The sequence below is a fragment of the Halomonas sp. BN3-1 genome, assembly GCF_003056325.1.
Lineage (GTDB): Bacteria > Pseudomonadota > Gammaproteobacteria > Pseudomonadales > Halomonadaceae > Halomonas > Halomonas litopenaei.
On the sequence record NZ_PYVV01000010.1, the window covers coordinates 173,601 to 194,187 of the forward strand.

Annotated in this window: 18 protein-coding genes; 11 read left to right on the forward strand and 7 right to left on the reverse strand. The window is 63.4% G+C overall.

What is annotated here, in order from left to right:
* Positions 1–234: 234 nt before the first annotated feature.
* From C9F12_RS15005 to C9F12_RS15020, 4 genes are all read right to left on the reverse strand, one after another.
* Positions 235–834 (reverse strand): response regulator transcription factor, encoded by a 600-nt coding sequence (locus tag C9F12_RS15005; protein WP_108449408.1) that lies wholly within the window; start codon positions 832–834, stop codon positions 235–237.
* Complete coding sequence (locus C9F12_RS15010) at positions 834–2,252, reverse strand: HlyD family type I secretion periplasmic adaptor subunit (RefSeq protein WP_108449409.1); 1,419 nt, start codon at positions 2,250–2,252, stop codon at positions 834–836. The genes C9F12_RS15005 and C9F12_RS15010 overlap by 1 nt, the downstream gene beginning before the upstream one ends.
* Entirely contained in the window at positions 2,252–4,357 is a 2,106-nt protein-coding gene (locus C9F12_RS15015; RefSeq protein WP_108449410.1) for a type I secretion system permease/ATPase, read from the reverse strand. The genes C9F12_RS15010 and C9F12_RS15015 overlap by 1 nt, the downstream gene beginning before the upstream one ends.
* Positions 4,358–4,628: 271 nt before the next feature.
* Positions 4,629–6,473, reverse strand: coding sequence for a TolC family outer membrane protein (locus tag C9F12_RS15020; RefSeq protein ID WP_240184261.1), 1,845 nt, complete (start codon positions 6,471–6,473; stop codon positions 4,629–4,631).
* Between the two features lie 485 nt (positions 6,474–6,958).
* On the opposite strand from C9F12_RS15020, the gene C9F12_RS15025 reads away from it, so the two are divergent.
* The 11 genes from C9F12_RS15025 to C9F12_RS15075 all read left to right on the forward strand — a co-directional run bounded on the left by C9F12_RS15025 (position 6,959) and on the right by C9F12_RS15075 (position 17,568).
* On the forward strand, positions 6,959–7,240 hold the full coding sequence (locus C9F12_RS15025) for a hypothetical protein (protein ID WP_045994775.1): 282 nt from the start codon (positions 6,959–6,961) through the stop codon (positions 7,238–7,240).
* A 131-nt stretch (positions 7,241–7,371) separates the two neighbouring features.
* On the forward strand, positions 7,372–8,859 hold the full coding sequence (gene thiI / locus C9F12_RS15030; protein WP_108449412.1) for a tRNA uracil 4-sulfurtransferase ThiI: 1,488 nt from the start codon (positions 7,372–7,374) through the stop codon (positions 8,857–8,859).
* Positions 8,860–8,979: 120 nt separating this feature from the next.
* Positions 8,980–11,022, forward strand: coding sequence for a methionine--tRNA ligase (gene metG / locus C9F12_RS15035; protein WP_108449413.1), 2,043 nt, complete (start codon positions 8,980–8,982; stop codon positions 11,020–11,022).
* A 62-nt stretch (positions 11,023–11,084) separates the two neighbouring features.
* Positions 11,085–11,675, forward strand: a complete 591-nt coding sequence (gene rsxA / locus C9F12_RS15040; protein ID WP_045994778.1) for an electron transport complex subunit RsxA — start codon at positions 11,085–11,087, stop codon at positions 11,673–11,675.
* A complete protein-coding gene (gene rsxB / locus C9F12_RS15045) occupies positions 11,672–12,238 on the forward strand; it encodes an electron transport complex subunit RsxB (protein ID WP_108133363.1) in 567 nt (188 codons plus the stop codon). The genes rsxA and rsxB overlap by 4 nt, the downstream gene beginning before the upstream one ends.
* Positions 12,225–13,979: an electron transport complex subunit RsxC gene (gene rsxC, locus C9F12_RS15050; protein WP_108449414.1), complete on the forward strand. Its 1,755-nt coding sequence runs from the start codon at positions 12,225–12,227 to the stop codon at positions 13,977–13,979. The genes rsxB and rsxC overlap by 14 nt, the downstream gene beginning before the upstream one ends.
* Positions 13,976–15,010 (forward strand): RnfABCDGE type electron transport complex subunit D, encoded by a 1,035-nt coding sequence (locus C9F12_RS15055; RefSeq protein ID WP_108449415.1) that lies wholly within the window; start codon positions 13,976–13,978, stop codon positions 15,008–15,010. The genes rsxC and C9F12_RS15055 overlap by 4 nt, the downstream gene beginning before the upstream one ends.
* 117 nt (positions 15,011–15,127) lie before the next feature.
* Positions 15,128–15,670, forward strand: a complete 543-nt coding sequence (locus C9F12_RS15060) for an RnfABCDGE type electron transport complex subunit G (protein WP_162816501.1) — start codon at positions 15,128–15,130, stop codon at positions 15,668–15,670.
* A complete protein-coding gene (locus tag C9F12_RS15065) occupies positions 15,667–16,374 on the forward strand; it encodes an electron transport complex subunit E (RefSeq protein WP_108449417.1) in 708 nt (235 codons plus the stop codon). Before C9F12_RS15060 ends, C9F12_RS15065 begins: the two co-directional genes overlap by 4 nt.
* A gap of 62 nt (positions 16,375–16,436) precedes the next feature.
* Positions 16,437–17,072, forward strand: a complete 636-nt coding sequence (nth, locus tag C9F12_RS15070) for an endonuclease III (protein ID WP_108133358.1) — start codon at positions 16,437–16,439, stop codon at positions 17,070–17,072.
* 202 nt (positions 17,073–17,274) lie between these two features.
* Positions 17,275–17,568, forward strand: coding sequence for a hypothetical protein (locus C9F12_RS15075; RefSeq protein WP_045994784.1), 294 nt, complete (start codon positions 17,275–17,277; stop codon positions 17,566–17,568).
* 280 nt (positions 17,569–17,848) lie between these two features.
* On the opposite strand, the gene C9F12_RS15080 is transcribed toward C9F12_RS15075, so the two are convergent.
* The 3 genes from C9F12_RS15080 to C9F12_RS15090 all read right to left on the reverse strand — a co-directional run bounded on the left by C9F12_RS15080 (position 17,849) and on the right by C9F12_RS15090 (position 20,466).
* Positions 17,849–18,043, reverse strand: coding sequence for a hypothetical protein (locus C9F12_RS15080; RefSeq protein ID WP_045994785.1), 195 nt, complete (start codon positions 18,041–18,043; stop codon positions 17,849–17,851).
* Between the two features lie 38 nt (positions 18,044–18,081).
* Positions 18,082–19,290 (reverse strand): YeeE/YedE family protein, encoded by a 1,209-nt coding sequence (locus C9F12_RS15085; protein ID WP_108449418.1) that lies wholly within the window; start codon positions 19,288–19,290, stop codon positions 18,082–18,084.
* A gap of 210 nt (positions 19,291–19,500) precedes the next feature.
* Positions 19,501–20,466: a sulfurtransferase gene (locus C9F12_RS15090; RefSeq protein WP_108449419.1), complete on the reverse strand. Its 966-nt coding sequence runs from the start codon at positions 20,464–20,466 to the stop codon at positions 19,501–19,503.
* Positions 20,467–20,587 lie beyond the last annotated feature (121 nt).

Consider the following 20,587-nt stretch of genomic DNA (forward strand, 5'->3'; position numbering starts at 1 on the left):
CAAAAGCACAGTTAAGAAGTGTTTATTGCAAAATATAAAGATAATCTCTTACTTCAACCAACGACTTTCCAAGACCGAAAAGTAACGACACTATTCCAGGGCTCTATTTTCGGAGAAGGTGCAGAGACCGAGACGCCTGCACTGGACGACATCAGATCAACCGTTCTACCACAGAAAAAGGGGGCAGAAAGCCCCCTTCAAACTGTCGCGCGGTATTGACCACTTCTTTCGCCGTCAACGATCCCTGGAGAGGCGCAGGATCAACTGCATCCGATCCTTGACCCCCAACTTGCGGAAGACTGCCCCGAGATGGGCCTTGACGGTTCGCTCGGTAATACCGAGCTCTCGTGCCACCAGCTTGTTGCTTTGGCCCTCCGCGACAGCCAGCGCAACATCCTTCTCGCGCTCGGTCAAACCTTCCAGCATGTCGTGGTGCACGGCAGGCGCCCCTCCCATGGCCTTGAAGACGCCGCCCACCAGGCTATCCATCAACTCGGGCCAGAGCCAGATACCCCGGTGCCTCACCACGACATCGACCTGACGTAGCACTTCGGGGGTCGAAAGTGCGTGGACATAGCCCCTGGCGCCAGCGGTGAAGGCTTGGTAGGCCTCTGCTGAATGCGGATTGAAGGACAGCACCGACACCAGCACTCCCTTGCTGGTCAAACGCGTGCACAATCCCGTCCAGTCGCCGGCTTCTACCACCACCCAGGCGAGATCCCCCTTGACGGCGTGGTCGATGACGCTGTGCGGAGCAACCACCTCCAGATCACTGAAAGCGTCGTCCCACCGCGGCACCTCGCTACTTCCTTGATAGACCAGGTATCGGGTCATCACCGCTCTCCCATCGCGTTACCCCAGGCACGCAGCACCGGTTTCAGCAGGAACTGCATCACTGTTCGCTTGCCGGTCAGGATATCAACCTGAGCGGTCATGCCCGGAATGACATCCACCGCTTCGGCTTCCGCGCTGTCTTCGGTTCGCACACGAACCCGATAGTAGGTGTTGCCCTCTTCATCGGTGGTGGTGTCTGCACTAATGTGCTCCAACTGGGCATCCAGCCCGCCATAGATGGAGAAGTCATAAGCCGTCAACTTGATGGTCGCAGGCAGGCCCGGGCGTAGAAACGCGATGTCCTGCGGCGCGATCTTGGCCTCGACCACCAAGGCGTCGTCGGTCGGTACGATATCGACCACCTCCTGACCGGGTTGCGCCACCCCGCCGATCGTATTGATCGCCAGACGCTGAACGACACCATCGACCGGCGAGCGGATCTCGGAGAGACGCACTCTGTCCTGGAGCCCCTCGCTGGACTCGTCCAGGGCCGACAGTTCACCCAGGGTCGCCGACAGCTCCTGACGCCACTCATTGCGTGCCTTTGCATCGACCTCGCGAAGCTCGCCCAGCGCCTCCTGAATCGCTGACTCCAGCCGCGACACCTGAGCCGTCGCTTGATTGCGCTCACCACTCGCCCTGGAGACCTCACGCTGCAAGCGCAGCACTTCGACCTCGGAGACCGCGCCACTGGACAACAGCGGGCGCGTCATGTTGAGTTCCTGGCTAGCCAGATTCAGCTCACGACTGGCTGCGTTGCGACGCGCAGTTGCCTCGTTGAGCTCTGCCCGACGCTGCTCCAGTCGTTCCTGCAATATCTGCTTCTGCTCTTCCAGCGTTTCCAGACTGCTGTGATACAGCTCGCGCTCGCGGGAGACGATATTCGGCGCCTGCTCGATCAATGCCTCCGATGGAGAGAAGTCCGATCCGGTCGCCAACGCCCTCAACCGCTCGGCCTTGGCCTGAAGGGTTTCCGCCTTCGCCCGGTTCTCGTTGAAATTCGACAGAAAACGCGTCGGGTCGATGCGCATCAGCAGATCACCGGTGGAAACGAAGTCACCTTCGCTGACGCGAATCTCCTGAACCACGCCTCCATCGAAGCTTTGCACCCGCTGAAGCTGGCTGGAGGGTATGACCCTGCCGCTGCCTCGTGTCACCTCATCGATCGGCGCAAAGCAGGCCCAGACGATCACGCAGATGATCGCTACCACGACCATGTACAGCATCAGCCTGGCGCGCAGCGGATCCTGCTGCATTCGCGCCCAGTCAGCATCACTCGCCCAGTCTCTGTTGAGATGGGATGCGCTGACACGGCGCGCAAACAACCGGTCGATAAAGGGACGGAAGACTTTGCCACCTTTACGTGATACGCGACCGACGCCTTCGAATCCCTTCTGTTCAGCACTCTTGCTGGACATCAGCTGGCCCTCCCGATCTGGCCTTTGCGCAGCGCATCCATGACGCTGTCACGCTCACCATCTGCGACCACCTTGCCGGAGTCGATGACCACGATACGATCTACCAGCGACAGCAGGGACGTGCGGTGAGTCACCACCACCATCGTCTTGCCGCCAGCGTAGTCCTTGAGGTTGCGCTTGAAGGCCTCCTCGCTGGCATGGTCCATGGCGCTGGTCGGCTCATCCAGCAACAAGATCGCCGGATCGTGCACGATGGCACGCGCGATCGCTACCGCCTGCTTCTGACCGCCCGAGAGCATCTGTCCGCCTTCGCCTACCTGCAGTTCGACGCCCTGGGGGTGTGTGCTGACGAGTCCATCGAGTCCACTGATTCGGATGGCCTTGAGCAGCAGATCGTCATCCCCCCCTTCGCTGCCGGCACCGGCGATGATGTTGTCCTTCAATGAGCCGTAAAACAGGCGAACGTCCTGAGGTACATAGCCGATATGTCGCCTCAACTGCAGGGGGTCGAACTGACGAATGTCCACATCGTCGATCAGCACCGCTCCCGACGTTGGCTGGTACAGACCGAGCAACAACTTCTGCAACGTGGTCTTGCCACAGCCAACTCGTCCCAGCAGTGCCACCTTCTGGCCTGGTGCTATCGACAGAGAGACGTCGCGGAGACTGTCATTCTCGGCCTGGGGGTAGCGGAAGGTGACCTTGTCAAACTTCACCAGTCCCTTGACGGCGGGACGATCGATGTAGCTCTTTTCCTCTCGCTCCACCGGCATGTCCATCACTCGATCAAGAGACTCAAGGGCCGTGGCCGATTGATGGTACTGAGCCAGCAGTGCGGCTGCCTGGCTGACCGGTGCCAGCGCACGAGACGACAGCATGTAGGCAGCGATCAGCCCGCCCTGGGAAAGATTGCCGTCGATGATCAGATAGACGCCGATAAGGATGACGCAGATACCGACGGTATTCTGGGTCCACTGGGCGATACTGGTGACCGAGGTTCCGAGGAACTTCAACTGGGCCCCGGTGCGCGAGAGAAAGGCGCTGGCCTGCTCCCATTGCCCCTGAACTCGGCTCTCGCCCCGCAGCGTCTTGACCGTCTCGAGCTGGGAGACCGATTCCACCAGGGTGGCGTTACGCTGCGCCCCTACCTTCAGGGTGGTTTCCGACAAGTCGTGCAGTTTCCCCTGGGCACCGAGGGCGTAGAGCAAGATAAACAGCACGCCAACCACGATAGGAATCACCAGCGCGGGACCTATCAGGCCAATGATGGCGATGAACATCAGAACGAACGGCAGGTCCACCATGGCGATCACGGTGGCGGAGCCGATAAAGCTCCGAACCGACTCGAAGGATTGCAGCATCGAGACAAAGGAACCGGTCGAGGCAGGCTTGGCCTCCATCCGCATCCCCATGACGCGAGACATGATACGCGACGAGAGCTTGACGTCAGCACGACTGGCCGCAAGATCGACAAAGCTTGAACGCATCAACCTGAGCGTCAAGTCGAATGCCAGGACGATCAGGGCACCGATGGACAACACCCACAGCGTCTCGGTGGCGTGATTCGGCACCACGCGGTCATAGACATTGAGAACGAACAGGGGCATCGCCAGAGCGAAGATATTGATGGCGACGGAGCCCAGTATAACGTCACGATAAAGGCGTCTGTTTTCCTTGATCACGCTCCAGAACCAATGCCCAGAGCGCTTCTCGTTGACATCCTTTGACCGGGCGTCGAAACGGAACCGCGGACGCGTATAGATCGCTGTCCCGCTGTAACGTTCATGAAGCTCGTCCAGGGAGATTTCTACCGACGCTTGCCCCAATTCCGGGTAAATCACCTGCGCGGTACGCGCCTTGACGTCGATATCCAGCAAGGCGCAGGCGCGCCCCGGCTCCAGCAACAGCACGACAGGAAATAGCGCAGGGTTCAACTGAACGAGGCGACTCTTGACGAGTCGCGCCGTCAGCCCGGCACGTTCCGACGCCCGGGGAAATATCCCTGGCGTCAGTGCGCCATCTTCCAGCGGCAGGCCCGCAGTCAGGGAATCCGCACTGACATCATGCTCGTGATAGTGAGCAATCGACAGCAGCACTTCCAGCAATTCATCCTTGACCGGGCCTCTGTCTTCATCCTGCTCCTGCGTTTCAGGTGTTGTAAATTCTGCTTCGTCCGCAACTCGTGAATCGTCCACGTAAACCTCTCTGTCGGCCGATGGCTGTACCAGAACGTCCTTTCCGTGCGACCCGGCCTGTCATCCCTGCTGTCGTCACGGCTCCCTTTGCTGCAATGCAAGGACCAGAACGTGGCAGTTGCATTCACATCCCGGGAAATGGCGCCCCCACTAGAGGAGGGCGCTATCCTCCACTGAGCTTCTAGCCCTCCAGGCTGCGGCGATCCTGCCCTCGCGCCCAGGCAAGCGACACACTGTCATCACCGGCGGAACCCGGCAATGCCCCCATGTCCAGATTCTCGCCGCTGCGTTCAAGTGTGATCTCCACTCGACGGTTCTGGCGACGACCTTCGACGGTGTCATTGGACTGAACAGGCCGATGCGAGCCATAGCCCCGGGTTTCAATCAGTGAAGCATTGACGCCCTGGCTGACCAGGTACTGCCCCACCGCTGCCGCTCGATTACGCGACAGTGGATCGTTGATGGCATCGGTACCCGAGATATCCGCATGGCCAGCGATGAACACCCGGACCAGGTCGTTGCGACCACGGATACGGTCGGCCAACGCACTCAGCTCCTGCTTGGCGCTCGCGCTCAGCACGTAGCTGTTGATCTCGAACAGAGCGTCCGCAGGCATGACGACGTCCGGAGCCCGTGTGGAGCCGGTGAGCTCCTCGATGCTGTAGGACCGCGGGCCTACCGCCGGACAGACGATATCCGGCGTAATCGACACACCGTTGCTGTCCAGCTCGGCGAGGGTCGGCAGCCCATCCTTGCGCACCTCCAGCACCTCCAGCAGGCTACCGGTGGCACGCAGGGTGCGCGCGTCGGCCAGAGCGACGTCATACTGCGCGTTCACATAGGCACGACTCGCCTCGAAGTACTCATTCTCGATATCCAACAGGTCGAGCAGCGAACGCTGACCGATATCGAACTGCTGCTTGTAGGCTCCGCGCACGCGATCGGTCGTCTGACGGTGCTCGTTCAGGTATTCCAGCTGGTCGCGCAGACGACGGGTGTCGTTGTAGGCGATGGTGGTGGTCTGACGGATGTCGACGCATGCCTTGTCACGCAGATTGACCGCCTGCTCGACGCGATCACTGGCGGCGCGGAACGACGCCAGGTCGCTGCCGCCGCGATACAGATTGAGGCTACCTACCAGCTCGATGCTGTGACGGTCTTCATGATCATTGTCGGAGATGAAGTCACCGTCGGTATCACTGCCCTTGTAGGTACCACTGCGGCCCACCAGGTCAAGCCTGGGATGGAAGGGCGACTTGGTGCCTTCACGCTCGGCGCGGGCGGCCTCGATGTTCTCGATGGCGGCATGGAAGTCCGGGTTACCCTCGTAGGCAAACTGCAATGCCTGGGCCACGTCGGTGGGCAGTTGCTCGGCGAAGGTCGGCGCTGGCGCCAGAGCTTCCGGCGGCAGTTCACCCACCAGGCGCTGGAAGCGCGCAGAGACATCGTGCAGATTGGACGCTTCGGTGATCAGATTCGACTCAGCCAGCGCCAGACGACCGCTGATCTGCTCCAGGTCCACGCGACGACCGGCACCCGCCAGCGCGCGGGCCTCGATCTGCTGATAGACCTCCAGATGCTTCTGATAGTTGTCCTGGGCCAGGCCCACCAGGCGACGGTAGCGCTGAACATCAAGATAGGCATTAGTTGCGTCCAACGCCGCGTCCTGACTCGCCCCCAGCAGCTCGTAGTAGCGTACCAGTTCTGCCCGGCTCAGACGCTCGACCTCGCTGGCGGTAGCGAAGCCGTCATAGATCATCTGGTTCAGCGTCACCTCGACATAGTCGGTGTCGTAGCTGCCCTGTTGATCGTTCTGACGATCCTCGAGACCAACGCCTGCATTGACGTCAATCTGAGGCAGATAGCCTCCAAAGGCCACCCGCTCATCGTGGCCCGCCGCCTGGAAGCCGTTCCAGGCCGCCAGCACCTCAGGATTGGTATTGATGGTCTGCTCCACGACGTCACGCAGGGTCGCCGCCCCCGGCGATGTCGTGCCAGGCGGCAATGCCTGCGCGTCCTGGGCCATGACTCCTGACCCCATCAGCATTGACGTAGAGGCCAATGCGATGGCACTTACCAGCGGCCGCACCATGGAAGAGCGAGCTTCTCGGCAGATCGTTTTCATTCGTGTTCCCTTAATTATCAATGGCCGCAGCCAGTACAGTTGAATCTAGTACCAACGAACTAGCCCAACAACCCCGGATTCTGCAGGACCAGCCGTGCTGCTTCGGCGCTACCATTCTCATCATCCCCAGGATGGGCGAGCAGTTTCCCTGTAGCGCCGATTGTCGAGCGCTTCCCCAACGCTGCTAATATCCCATCCAACTACAACTACAATACTCTCACACTTGAACACATTCGGTAACATCTCGTCATTCAGTGCCATCCTGATCTGGCAAGGCACCACTTGACAGAGCCATCAACATCGTTCTACGGCAAAGCTGTCCCGTAGCAGTCCACAAACATGCTATCGTAACCCCTTGGATCAAGCGCCTAGCCAAGGAGTCACCGATGGCCTCATCCGAAATTCAAAAAACCCGTGTCATCAACGAATTGACCGGCTTTATCAAGAAGTTGCTACAGGACCCCAAGGTCCTGGAGACCTCTCTCGAGATCGCCCGCCGTCATCTGGAAAGTGGAAGCGATAGTGGCGTCATGGCCGACATTGCCAACGAAATCTCGGACACCACCAGCATTCACATCCCTGACAGCGCCGAGGAGCACTCCGAAGCCGATCGGCTCTTCCTGGAGCTGCTCAAAGAGGTCGTTCAGGAAGAAAAAGCGCTGTACTGACGGACTTTTTTCTCCTTCCTCCTTCCCCCGCCGATCGCCCAACCTGCCGTCGGCGGAATCTTGAAGATCTCAATCAAACTTGATCTAGATCAACGTTACTATTCTTACATCGTAGTCCCGGCTTTCACACCATGGAATATCGTCTTTCCCTTTCTGCCGACATCGCCACCAAGTCCGCCTCGGTGAGACGTCACATGGGTCGCTGCCTGGCCACCAATCTGCGCAATGCACTCAGGCGCCAGGAGCCCAAGACCAAGGTCGTTGCCCAATGGGACCATCTGGTCGTAAGACTTCCGCGAGACCTGCCTGGCAAGGATCGTCAGGCACTTGAAGCGAGCATGACCCGGATACCGGGCGTTCAGCGCGTGGCCAGGACCCGCAACAGGCCGCTTGGGGACTGGCGTAGCAGCATCGAACAACTGGCACGCGAACGAGCGGTGGAGCTCGAAGGCAAGCGCTTCAAGGTCAAGGTCAAGCGCAAGGGGCAACACGACTTCGGCTCGGTGGAGGTGGAACGCGCCTTGGGCGCAGCGCTGCTCGCCCATGCTGCTGATGCCAGGGTCGACCTGAGCACCCCGGAGGTAGTGGTGCCACTGCGCATCGATGGCGACACCTTGATCGAGGAAGTCGACCTTGGGCCGGGCCTCGGTGGCTTTCCACTGGGCACCCAGGGAGAGGCACTGGTACTGATGTCCGGGGGTTATGACTCTCCGGTGGCGGCCTATCGGATGCTCAGGCGCGGCATCAAGTGTCAGTTTGTCCTCTTTCGTCTTGGCGGTCAGGAACAGGAAAGCGCGGTCAAGGCGCTGACCCGAGACCTGTGGCAACGATACAGCGCCTCCCATAAGGCCAACTTCATCATCGTTCCCTTCGAGGAAGTGGTGGAGACACTGCGTCGCGAGGTACCTGATGGCCTGGTGTCGCTGGTGCTGAAGCGCTTGATGATCGAGGCCGCCGCAAGAGTCGCGCAACGCGCGCGCATCCCCGCCCTGGTGACAGGAGAGGCGATCGCCCAGGTATCGAGCCAGACATTGACCAATCTCGGCCTGATCGACCGCGCCAGCCACCTGCCGGTGCTGCGACCGCTGCTGACCGATGACAAGCAGACCATCATCGATGAGGCCCACCGGATCGCTACCGCGGAGGCGTCGAGCCGAATGCCCGAGTATTGCGGCGGGATGTCCAGCCGCCCCAGGGTCAAGGCGTCGCTGAAGGAACTTCAGGTGGCAGAGGCCAGGCTACCGGCCGACCTGCTGGATCGCGCCCTGGCCAGCGCCACTCGCCAGCCTGTCGATGCGCCAGTATCCAAAGGCGTCAGCGCACCCTCCGAGGAGCCCCTGGCAGAAGTCTCCTTTGGAGGGCTCCACGAGTTCGCCCGAACGGCGACCCGGGTCATCGATGTGCGGCCCCCGGACGACGTCGAGCGCCGTCCGCTTGGGCCACTCGCCTGCCCCGTCGATCATATTCCCTTCTATGAACTGGCGACCCGCAGCGATGCGCTTGATCCCGACACCCGCTATCTCCTCTATTGTGACCAGGGTGTCATGAGCCGCCTCCAGGCGCTGCACCTCAAGGACCGAGGCCTTGAGCATGTCGGCCTGCTGGTGGCGTCCTCCTGACAATGCACCGTCTGCGCAACGGCTTTTTCATGGCTGCGTCCAAGCACGATAGCGGATGCACACGACCTCGATCCTAGCTACAATCGTCGCCTGATTTTCAACGGGATATCACGTCACATCATGTCCATCACCGCACCCGACAAGCGCCAGATTCTGGTCACCAGCGCCTTGCCCTACGCCAACGGCGCCATTCACCTGGGCCACCTGCTGGAGTACATCCAGACGGATATCTGGGTGCGGTTCCAGAAGAGTCGCGGCCACCAGTGCCACTACGTCTGCGCCGATGACGCCCACGGCACCGCGATCATGCTGCGTGCCGAGCAGGAGGGCATCACCTCCGAGGCGCTGATCGACCGCGTATCCCGCGAACACCAGCAGGACTTCGCCCGTTTCGGCGTGGCCTTCGACAACTACCACTCGACCCACTCCGAGGAAAACCGCCACTTCAGCGAGCTTATCTATAAGCGCCTGCGCGACAAGGGGCACATCGCCAGCCGTGACATCGAGCAGATGTACGATCCGGTCAAGGGTCTGTTCCTGGCCGATCGTTTCATCAAGGGCACCTGTCCCAAGTGCCACACCGCGGATCAGTACGGCGACAACTGCGAGGCCTGCGGTGCCACCTATACCCCTGCCGAGTTGATCGATCCGGTATCGGCGATCTCCGGCGCCACCCCGGAAGTCCGCAGCTCAACCCACTACTTCTTCAAGCTGCCTGACTTCGCCGACTTCCTCAGTGCCTGGATCAAGGACGACCATGTCCAGCCACAGATCCGCAACAAGCTGATGGAATGGTTCGAGTCCGGCTTCAACGAGTGGGACATCAGCCGCGACGCGCCCTACTTCGGCTTCGAGATTCCTGACGCGCCAGGCAAGTACTTCTATGTCTGGCTGGACGCTCCGATCGGCTACCTGGCGAGCTTCAAGAACCTGTGCGAGCGTGAGGGGCTGGACTTCGACAGCTACTGGGAGCGCGATTCAAAGGCCGAGGTCTACCATTTCATCGGCAAGGACATCGTCTACTTCCACGCCCTGTTCTGGCCGGCGATGCTGCACGGGGCCGAGATGCGCACCCCCACCGCAGTCAACTGCCACGGCTTCGTCACGGTCAACGGCGCCAAGATGTCCAAGTCACGCGGCACCTTCATCAAGGCCGCGACCTACGCCGAGCATCTCAATCCCGAGTACCTGCGCTACTACTTCGCCGCCAAGCTCACCTCCCGGGTCGATGACCTCGACCTGAACCTCGAGGACTTCGCGCTCAGGGTCAATGCCGACCTGGTGGGCAAGGTGGTCAACATCGCCAGCCGCTGCGCCGGATTCGTCAAGAAGCTCGGAGGTGGCCAGCTGTCGGCTCACTGCGCCGAGCCGGACATGCTGGCGCGCTTCATCGCCGCCGGTGACGAGATCGCCGACTACTATGAACAGCGGGAGTTCGGCCGCGCCATGCGCAAGGTGATGGAGCTGGCCGACGAGGCCAACAGCTACATCGCCGACCAGGCGCCCTGGGTGCTGGCCAAGGAGGCAGGCCGCGAGCAGGAAGTGCTCGACATCTGCTCCATGGGAATCAACCTGTTCCGTCAGCTGATGGTCTACCTGGCCCCGGTGGTACCGGCCATGGCCGAACAGGCCAGACTGTTCATGAATCTCGACACCCTCGACTGGAACAGCCGCGAGACCTGGCTGGGCGATCACCCCGTCAACAAGTTCAAGCCGCTGATGACCCGGGTCGAGAACGATCGTATCGATGCCATGATCGAAGCATCGAAGGAGGATCTGGTGGAAGAACAGAAGCTCAAGGAAACGCCCAAGGGACCACTGGCCGAGACGCCGATCGCCGACGAGATCAGCTTCGACGACTTCGCCAAGGTGGACCTGCGTATCGCCCGCATCGCCAAGGCGGAATACGTCGAAGGGGCCGACAAGCTGCTCAAGCTGTCGCTGGATCTCGGCGGCGAAAGCCGTCAGGTCTTCGCCGGCATCCGTCGCGCCTATTCACCAGAGGCTCTCGAAGGCAAGCTGACCGTCATGGTGGCCAACCTGGCACCGCGCAAGATGCGCTTTGGTGTTTCCGAAGGCATGGTGCTGGCGGCTGGCAACGACGACGGCATCTATCTGCTCGAACCCCACAGTGGCGCAGAACCCGGCCAGCGGGTCAGCTAAGGGGTTCCATCACGCCCATGCGCCGGCGGGCCCTGCCCGCCGGCCGTTATCTCGTGCATTCCATGACCGACGTTCTTCTCGTCCTCGTCAGTACCGCCCTGGTCAACAACTTCGTGCTGGTGCAGTTTCTCGGGTTATGCCCTTTCCTGGGAGTGTCCTCGAAGCTGGAATCGGCGCTGGGCATGTCCCTTGCCACCACCTTCGTGCTGACCCTGTCATCGGCGGCCAGTCACCTGCTGCACCGCTATCTGCTGGTGCCGCTGGATCTTGAGTACCTGCGCACCATCGCCTTTATCGTGGTGATCGCCGTGGTAGTCCAGGCCACCGAGGTCATGGTCCGCCATCTGAGCCCCCTGCTGCATCGGGTGCTTGGCATCTTCCTGCCGTTGATTACCACCAACTGCGCGGTGCTGGGCGTGGCACTGTTGAGCCTGGGTCGCGACGGCGGCTTCTTCGATGCGCTGCTGTACGGATTCAGCGCCGCCCTTGGCTTCTCGCTGGTATTGATCCTGCTGGCGGCCATGCGCGAACGCCTGGCGGGCGCCGATGTACCGCGCCCGTTTCGCGGTGCAGCCATCGCCATGATCACCGCCAGCCTGATGTCGCTGGCCTTCATGGGCTTCACCGGACTTGCCACCGGGGGCTCTCCATGAGCCTGACGAGTCTTGTCGGCGTGGTCCTGATGGTCGCACTGATCGGTGTCTGCGGCGGTCTGCTGGGCTGGCTGAACCGTCGCTTCAAGGACGGCGAGGATGGCCTGGTGGAGCAGATCGACGCCCTTTTGCCCCAGACCCAATGTGGCCAGTGTGGCTATCCCGGCTGTCGGCCCTACGCCGAAGCCGTCGAGCAGGGAGAGGCCATCAATCGCTGTCCACCGGGCGGCGAGGCAACCATCCTTGAGTTGGCCGAACTGCTTGGTCGGGAACCCCTGGCGCTCGACGGCGACGCCGACGATACCCCCCGGGTGGCCTTTATTCGGGAAGATGAATGCATCGGCTGCACCAAGTGCATCCAGGCCTGCCCGGTAGACGCCATCCTCGGCGCCTCGAAGATGATGCACACGGTCATCGCACACGAATGCACCGGCTGCGATCTGTGTATCGCCCCCTGTCCGGTGGACTGCATCGACATGCTGCCAAGAGAGCCACAACCCCGCTGGACCGCCGGCATCATCGCCAGCGACCGCACCACGGAGACGCTTCATGGCAGTACTTGAGCGACTCTGGCGATCACTGTCGGCGGGCACCCGGCCCGCCGGCGGCGTGCTGCCCCCTACCCGCAAATCGCAGACCCGTGACCTGGGCATACGCACGCCGCCGCTACCGGCCAGGGTGACATTGTGGCTAGAAGATGGCCGCGACCAGCCGTGGCGAGAGGTCCAGCCTATCGTCAAGCCAGGCCAGTACGTGCGTGCCGGCGAGCCAGTGGCACGCGCCGTCGGCCACCTGGCACTGCCGGTGCACGCCACCATCTCGGGCCACGTCAGCGCGCTGTTCATGCACGACGAGTCGGCCCCCGACGGACAACACCGACCTGCCGTGGTGATCGAGTCAGACGGCGCTTCACAGCACCACTGGCTGCCGCCGCTCGACTGGCAAGGCGCGGCCCCCGGCGAGATCATCCAACGGATTGCCGACGCCGGCATCGCCGGCATGGGCGGCGGCGGATTTCCGGCCCATCTCAAGGTCCGCGCGGCACGCCAGGCGGGCATCGATACCCTGGTGGTCAACGCCGCCGAGTGCGAACCCTACCTGAGCGCCGATGACCAGACACTGCGCCAGCACACCGACCGGGTGCTGCTCGGTGCAGCGATGGTGGCCCATGCCACCGGGGCCGGCTCTATTGTCATCGGCATCGAAGACGACAAGCCCGAGGCGGCCAGCGCCGTGCAGGCCCGGCTAGGCGAGCTGCCCTGCCCGGCACGACTCGAGGTGATCCCCACCCGCTACCCCAGCGGCGGCGAGCGCCAGCTGATCGAGCGCCTACTTGGCCGCCGTCTCGCCTCGGACCAGCTGCCGGTGGACGCCGGCGTGCTGTGTCACAATCCCGGGACCCTGGCGGCCATCCACGACGCGGTGGCGCTCGGCAAGCCGATGATCGAGCGCACCCTGACCCTGGCGGGCCGAGCACTGGCACGCCCCGGCAATGCCACCGCGCGCCTGGGCACCGCCATCGAACACCTGCTGCAGGACGCCGGCCTCGATCGCGCCAGATTGTCGCGGGTGATCGAAGGTGGTCCGATGATGGGCCAGGCGATCGAATCGCTTGACCAACCCATCACCCAGACCACCAACGGCCTGATCGCCGCTGACGCGGCTGAACTGCCGACGCCGCCCCCCGCACGCCCCTGCATCCGTTGCGGCGACTGCCAGCCGGCCTGCCCGGCGGGCCTTGCCCCTCAACAGCTGTGGTGGCACGCCCAGGCAGGCGAAGACCACAAGGCCGAGGCCAACGGCCTGTTCGACTGCATCGAGTGCGGCGCCTGCGACTACGTCTGCCCCAGCCATCTGCCGCTGGCCAACGGCTTCGGCGAGGCCAAGCAGCGCCTGCGCACCGCGCGCGCCGAGAGCGCCCGGGCCGACCAGGCCCGCCACCGCTTCGAGGCACGCCAGGCCCGCGAGCAGCGCGAGGCGGCCGAGCGCGAAGCCCGTCGCCAGGCCCGTCGTCAGGCCGCCGCCCGGCGCGGCCAGCAGCGCGACGCAAGCAGCGCCAAGGATAGTTCAGCCGACACCAAAGCAACCGCCAACGTCGCGGACGTGCGTGGCCTGCGCATCGCCCAGGCAGCCGCCAAGGCCGCGGCACGCAAGGCTGAGAAGGCGCTGGAGCGCGCCGCCCAGCAGCAGCAATCGGCGGATGTCCTCGCCGACCTCGAGACTCAGCTGGATACCGCCAGACAGCATCTCGCCGCCGCCGATGCTCGGCTCAAGGCCGCCCGTCAGGAGGAAACCCGGCCATGAGCCACCTTCACCGCCACACCAGCGCAGACAGCGCTCGCCGCGGACACGACAGCGCTACCTTGATGCGTCGGGTGACGCTGGCCTGCCTGCCCGGACTCATCACCCAGAGCTGGTTCTTCGGCCTTGGCGTCGTCACCAACGTCATCACCGCAGCGGCCTGCTGTGTGCTGATCGAGGCGATGATGCTGGTGGCGCGTCGGCGGCCCGTCTCGCCGACCATCGCTGATGGCAGCGCCCTGTTGACCGGGGTACTGCTGGGTGCGGCGCTGCCGGCGGGCACCAGCCTGTGGCTGATCCTGATCGGCTCGCTTGCCGCCGTGGCGGTGGCCAAGCACCTTTACGGTGGGCTCGGCCAGAATCTGTTCAACCCCGCCATGGTGGGCTACGCCCTGCTGCTGGTGTCCTTCCCCACCCAGATGAGCCTGTGGCCCGCACCCTCGGGGCTATTCGGCCCCGACGCCGTCGAGCCCTCGACCTGGCTGGCACGCTGGCTGGGCCAGCACCCAGCAGCCGCACTGGATGCGCTGAGCGGTGCCACACCGCTGGACGCCTACCGCTATCGCGCCGCAGACGCCAGCCTCGCCGAGCTAGTGGCACCAGCGGCGCTGGAGGCCTGGCGCAACGTCGCCGTGGCCTGGCTGGCCGGAGGTCTTTACCTGCTCTATCGCCGGCTGATCGACTGGCGCCTGCCGCTGTCCATGCTCGCCTCCATGACCTTGCTCGCCTGGCTGTTCGATCAACTGTCGGCCAGCGGCGGAGTCGGCTTCCACCTGCTCGGGGGCGCGGCCATGTTCGGCGCCTTCTTTATCGTCACCGACCCTGTCAGCGCCGCCAGCGGTCGTCGTGCACGCCTGGCTTATGGTGCCGGCATCGGCGCCCTGACGATGATCATCCGTGCCTACGGCGGCTACCCCGACGCCGTGGCCTTCGCCGTGCTGCTGATGAACCTCGCCGCCCCCCTGCTCGACCAGCTGGTGCCCGACCGGCCATCGAATGCTCGAGCCAGCCGGAGGCACAACGATGGCGGCTAGCCAGCGACCCGCCTTGGTCAAGAGCGCTGATGGACGACCGCCTCACTTGGAAAGCACTGATAAACTGCGCTGATGAATACCCCTGATAGCAACACTTCGGCTCCGCGAACACTGGCCGTGAAACTTGCCCTGTTCGCCCTGGTGACCCTGGGTGCGGTCAGCCTGACCCAGGCGCTCAGCGAGGGGCGTATCGAGGCCAATCGCCAGGCCCATCAGGACGCCCTGCTGCAAAGCCTGGCGCCTCAGGGCACCGCCAGGCTGGTGCCGGCGCCGGCCGGTGACCAAGGCTGGCAGGCGCTGGACCAAAGCGACACGCTGCTCGCCACCCTGCAACCCTCGTCAGCGCTCGGCTACGCAGGCCCCGTCGAGGTGCTGGTGGCACTGACACCGCAGCGGCGTGTCACGGCAGTGCGCGTCGTCGATCACCACGAGACGCCGGGGCTCGGCGACGCCATCGAGCGCCGCAAGGGCCCCTGGATCGATCAGTTCGAAGGCCTCGCGCGCCGCCAGCTGGACCTGGCCCCGCAGGGCGCCATCGAAGCCCTGACCGGTGCCACCATCACCTCTCGCGCCGTCATCCGGGCGGTGAACGAAGCGGTGCTGGCTGCCGGGTCGCCGCGTGATACGCCAGACGCCAGTAACCAGGAGCCCATCCCATGACCCGCAGCGACGCTCGCGACATCGCCATCAAGGGGCTGTGGAGCAACAATCCCGCCCTGGTCCAGTTGCTCGGCCTGTGTCCGCTACTGGCCGTCACCGGCAGTGTGGTCAATGGCCTGGGGCTCGGGATCGCCACCCTGGGGGTGATGCTCGGTGCCAGCGCCTCGGCCTCGGCGCTGCGCCACCAGGTACGCCCGGAGGTACGCCTGCCGGCCTTTGTGTTGATCATCGCTGCCTTCGTGACCTGCGTCGAACTGGCCATGGCGGCGCTGGCCTACGAGCTCTACCAGGTGCTCGGCATCTTCCTGCCGCTGATCGTCACCAATTGCGCCATCCTGGCTCGGGTCGAGGCCTTTGCCTCCCGCCAACCGCTCAAGCCGGCGCTGTTCGACGCCCTGACGAACGGCCTCGGCTTCTCTCTGGTGCTGGTGTTGATCGGGGGTATCCGCGAACTGCTGGGGCAAGGCACCCTGTTCGCCGGCATGGACCTGCTGCTGGGCGACGCAGCCGGTGACTGGACACTGCACCTGCCGGGTGATGGCGGCATGCTGTTTCTGGTGCTGCCGCCGGGGGCCTTTCTGGTCACCGGGCTGCTGATCGCCGCCAAGAACGCCATCGACGACGCCGTGAAGCGCCGCCGCCCGGCGCCGACCCGGACGCCCAGGGACGAACGCCGAGTGCGGGTTACCGGGGTCGTGCGCTGAAGATCCGCCCGGACTGGCCCGCTGTCGATTCAGCCCCTGGCTTGCCAACCAAAGAGACGAGCATGAACGCTGCCAAACGCCACGAGATCTTTACCCGCCTGCGGGCCCACAATCCCGAGCCGACCACCGAGCTCAACTGGAGCACACCGTTTGAACTGCTGGCCGCGGTACTGTTGTCGGCGCAGGCCACCGACGTCGGCGTCAACAAGGCCACCGCTCGCCTGTTCCCGGTGGCCAACACACCCCAGGCGATCATCGATATCGGGATCGACGCGCTCAAGGAACACATCAAGACCATCGGCCTTTTCAACACCAAGGCCGAAAACCTGATGAAGACCTGCCATCTGCTGATCGAGCGCCATGGTGGCGAGGTACCGGCCACCCGTCCGGCGCTGGAGGCCCTGCCCGGGGTCGGACGCAAGACCGCCAACGTGATACTCAACACCGCCTTCGGCCAGCCCACCATCGCCGTGGACACTCACATCTTCCGGGTCTCCAACCGCACCGGCATCGCCAAGGGCAAGAACGTGGTGGAGGTCGAGGAAAGGCTGGTGCGCCACGTGCCCCGCGAATTTCGCCAGGACGCCCACCACTGGTTGATCCTCCATGGCCGCTATACCTGCGTGGCGCGCAAGCCACGCTGCGGCAGCTGTGTCATCGAGGATCTGTGCGAGTTCAAGGACAAGACCGACATCTAGACCTTGCATGGGCCGCGACTGCACCCAGCGACGGTTTTCGCCCGTCCTGGCCCCCAGCACCACAGGCGAAAGCGCCCATCACAAAGGATGCAGCGCCGGAAGCCGAAAGCCGAAAGCCAGGCGAATTACGCCAAAGTTCAAGCGCAGCCGGCGGCCAGACGCGTTAGCCTGAGGGCCCAAGTCTCAACATGAGCGGTTAACGATGCAGGAAGTGCTACAGCAACTCTGGATTCCGCTGGCCATGGCCGTGAGCTTCGGCGCCTTCACCGGCTCGCTGTTCCGGCTTAGTGGCCGCCCGGGCTCCGAGCGGCCTCTGATGTTCCCGGTGCTTGGCCTGCTCGGCGGCCTGACCGCCTTCATGATCCACCAGGTGCTGGTGTGGACGGTGGGCGCGCCGACCTGGCTGTTACCGATCCTGGTAGTGCTTCAGGTCTGGCTGTGGCTCGGGCCGCTGGGTCCGAAGATCCCCCGCCGCGAACAGGACCCACGAGAATGATCGTCTCCCCGTCAGACTGACGACCACAAGAGGCGCCCCTGCCATGGCAGGGGCGCCTCTTTTATCGCCAATGCCTTCACACTAGGGTGAGCCCACAGGGCCTGGACCGAGAACCGTCACCGAGCGCAGGCATAATTCCAGGATTTCTACGAAAAGTCGGCGAGCGATGGTTAGACAAGGCAAAAATCGGTGAGAAAGCGCAGTTTACAAGCCGTAAATGAGCATTTTAATCCGATTTTTAACGCTGTATTACCGAGCGCAGGCGCTTTTCATGCAAGCCCTATTGGCGAGTGGACGGGCACGGCGCCCCACAGGGCGCACAGGCGCTGGCGTCACGCTGGTTCAGCGAGGTCCGAGCGTGGCCGTCGCCCATGTTGAAGGCGAAGGTGGGACTGGCCAGGTGGTCGGCCATGATCAATACCAGAATCGCCAGCAACAGACCGATGACGCGGCTTCGATGATAGGCGGCTTTCATGGGAATCACCTTGAACAATGGATCAGTGGGTCGGTCGATCAGTTGGGCAGCCGGAACCAGGGGCGCAGGCGAATCCCCACCAGCGAACCGACGAAGGCGCAGGCGAACCACACCCAGGCGTGCAGGCTGCCCGAGGCCAGTCCCGAAAACAGCGCGCCGATATTGCAGCCGAAGCCCAGGCGGGCACCGTAGCCCAGCAGCAGGCCGCCGATGACCGCCGCCAGGAACTGACGTCCCTCGATGGGCTTGCGACTGGCTTCATTGAAGCGATTGGCCAGACCCGCCGCCAGCATGGCACCCAGCAGCAGACCGAAGTTCATCACCGAGGTGATGTTCACCAGCACCGAATCGGCCAGCGCCATGGCCGGGTAGTCCCAGGTCCAGAACTCGAACTGACTCATGTCCACGCCGATGGCCTGCAACGCCTTGGCGCCCCAAAGATTGAAGGCGAAGGTGATGCCCCAGGGCGCCCCGCCGATGGCCAGGGTCAGGGTGTTGCCGATCGCCAGCACCAGGATTGCCCAGACGAAGGGCCAGCGTCCCTGCACCAGGGTGCGCAGCACCCCGCCTTCGGCAGGTGCCAGGCGCAGCTCGGAACGTTCCAGCGAACCATGGGCGCGGCGTTCTGCGCGATTGACCCACAGCATCACCAGCGCCAGCCCCGCCCACTGTACCGCGATGGCTCCGATGACCCCGACACTGTCGATCAGGCTGATCGGGTCCAGGCTCGGCAGGTCGAGCCACCACGGCAGGTGGATCGAACCGACCACCGCACCGATGATGAAGAACGCAAGTGTCACCAGCATGCGCAGGTTGCCGGCGCCGACGGTAAACAGCGTGCCCGAGCCACAGCCTCCACCCAACTGCATGCCCAGGCCGAACACGAAGGAGCCCACCACCAGCGAGGTGCCGATGGGCGCCACCGCCCCCACCATGCCGGGCTCACCGCTGCCGAGCAGCGGAATCATCAGCGCAGAGGTCAGTGCAAACAGGATCAACTGGGCACGCATGCCGGCGCCGCGACGCTTGGTGACCAGATTGCGCCAGCCGGCGGTAAAGCCAAAGGCCCCATGGTAGAGCGCCATCCCCAGCGCGATACCGACGCCGAACAGCGCCACCAGGAAAGGAGCGGTCTCGAGCCACACCAGCCCGCCCAGGATCAGCATCCCGGCCAGGGCCACGCCGACGACGAAACGATCGACAGGAAGGCGGCCCTGGACGGGGGCCGCAGCGGAAGTCTGTGTCATGGTAGTGATCTACTCGTGATGAGAGGGCCACGCCGGCGACCCGGGGTCGGCGGCGTGGCGATAGCGTCAAACCCTGCCATCCAGCAACAGGTCCGGCACGGACGCAGAAGCGAGGCAACGACAACGTAGCAAAGGCGCAGCAATTGCGCGAAATCGACGCTTTAACAAGGAGCCAACCGGAGCCTCAGGGCAACCGGAGCCTCAGGGCGATCAGTCGTCGCCAAGGCCCAGGGCGTCGAGCACCTTGCCCAGTCCCTGCTTGGCCACCGCCAACGGGCGTGACTCGTCCTGGGTCCACTCGGCCATGGAGCCGTCATACAGGGCCACATTGTCGAAGCCGGCGATTTCGCTGAGCACGAACCAGTCGGTGGCGGCCCAGTGGCCGGTGTTGCAGAAGGCTACGGTCTTGGCGCTGGCGTCCAGCTCGGCCGCCTGTATCCGCGAGGTCACCTGGGCGGTGTCCAGACGCCAGGCGCCGCCATCGTTGGCCAGCAGGCTCTGGTGAGGCAGGTTCAAGGCACCCGGGATGGTGCCAGGAGCCGCCGCCGCCGGCGACTGATTGTCCCCCTTGAAGTAATCCTCGGGGCGAGCGTCGACCAGCTGCCCCTGGGACTCCCGTGCGGCCTCGACCTCTTCGGTGGTGGCCAGCAGTGACTCGTCCAGTTCGCCCTCGAAGCGCACCGGGTCGGGATATTCGACGGGGCCACTGGCGACCTCCAGCCCCTGTTCTTTCCAGCCCGCAAAGCCACCGTCAAGGATCGCCACCTGGTCATGGCTGAGTACCTTGAAGGTCCAGTAGACCCGTGCCGCACTGCCGAAGTCGGTGGCACCCGTGCCCGCCGGCACCAGCACCACGGTATCGTCGTTGTCGATACCGAGCCCACCGATCAACCGCTGTAGACTCGACACCGGCGGCATCACCCCGGTGACGCCGTCACGACTCTCGCGCCAGCCGTCTTCGGTATAGCTCGAGTACAGGCTGCCCGGGATATGGGCGTCTTCGAAGCTCGAGCGATCGCCGCCATTGTCGATGCTGGAGCGAATGTCCAGCACCACCAGATTGTCGTTGTCCAGATGCTCGCTCAGCCAGGCGGGGCTGACCAGCGGATCGACCTCAAGCGCCTGGGCGGAGCCTGCCACCAGCAAGGCACCGGCAAATGTCAGGGACCTCAGCATGATCTTGACCTCCTAGGTGGGTGTTGACGCCCATTATCCCGCTCGGAGCAGCAAACTCAATATGCTTGCAATGAATAATAATTTTCATGCTCATAACTTGCCGACATGAATATTCGATCCA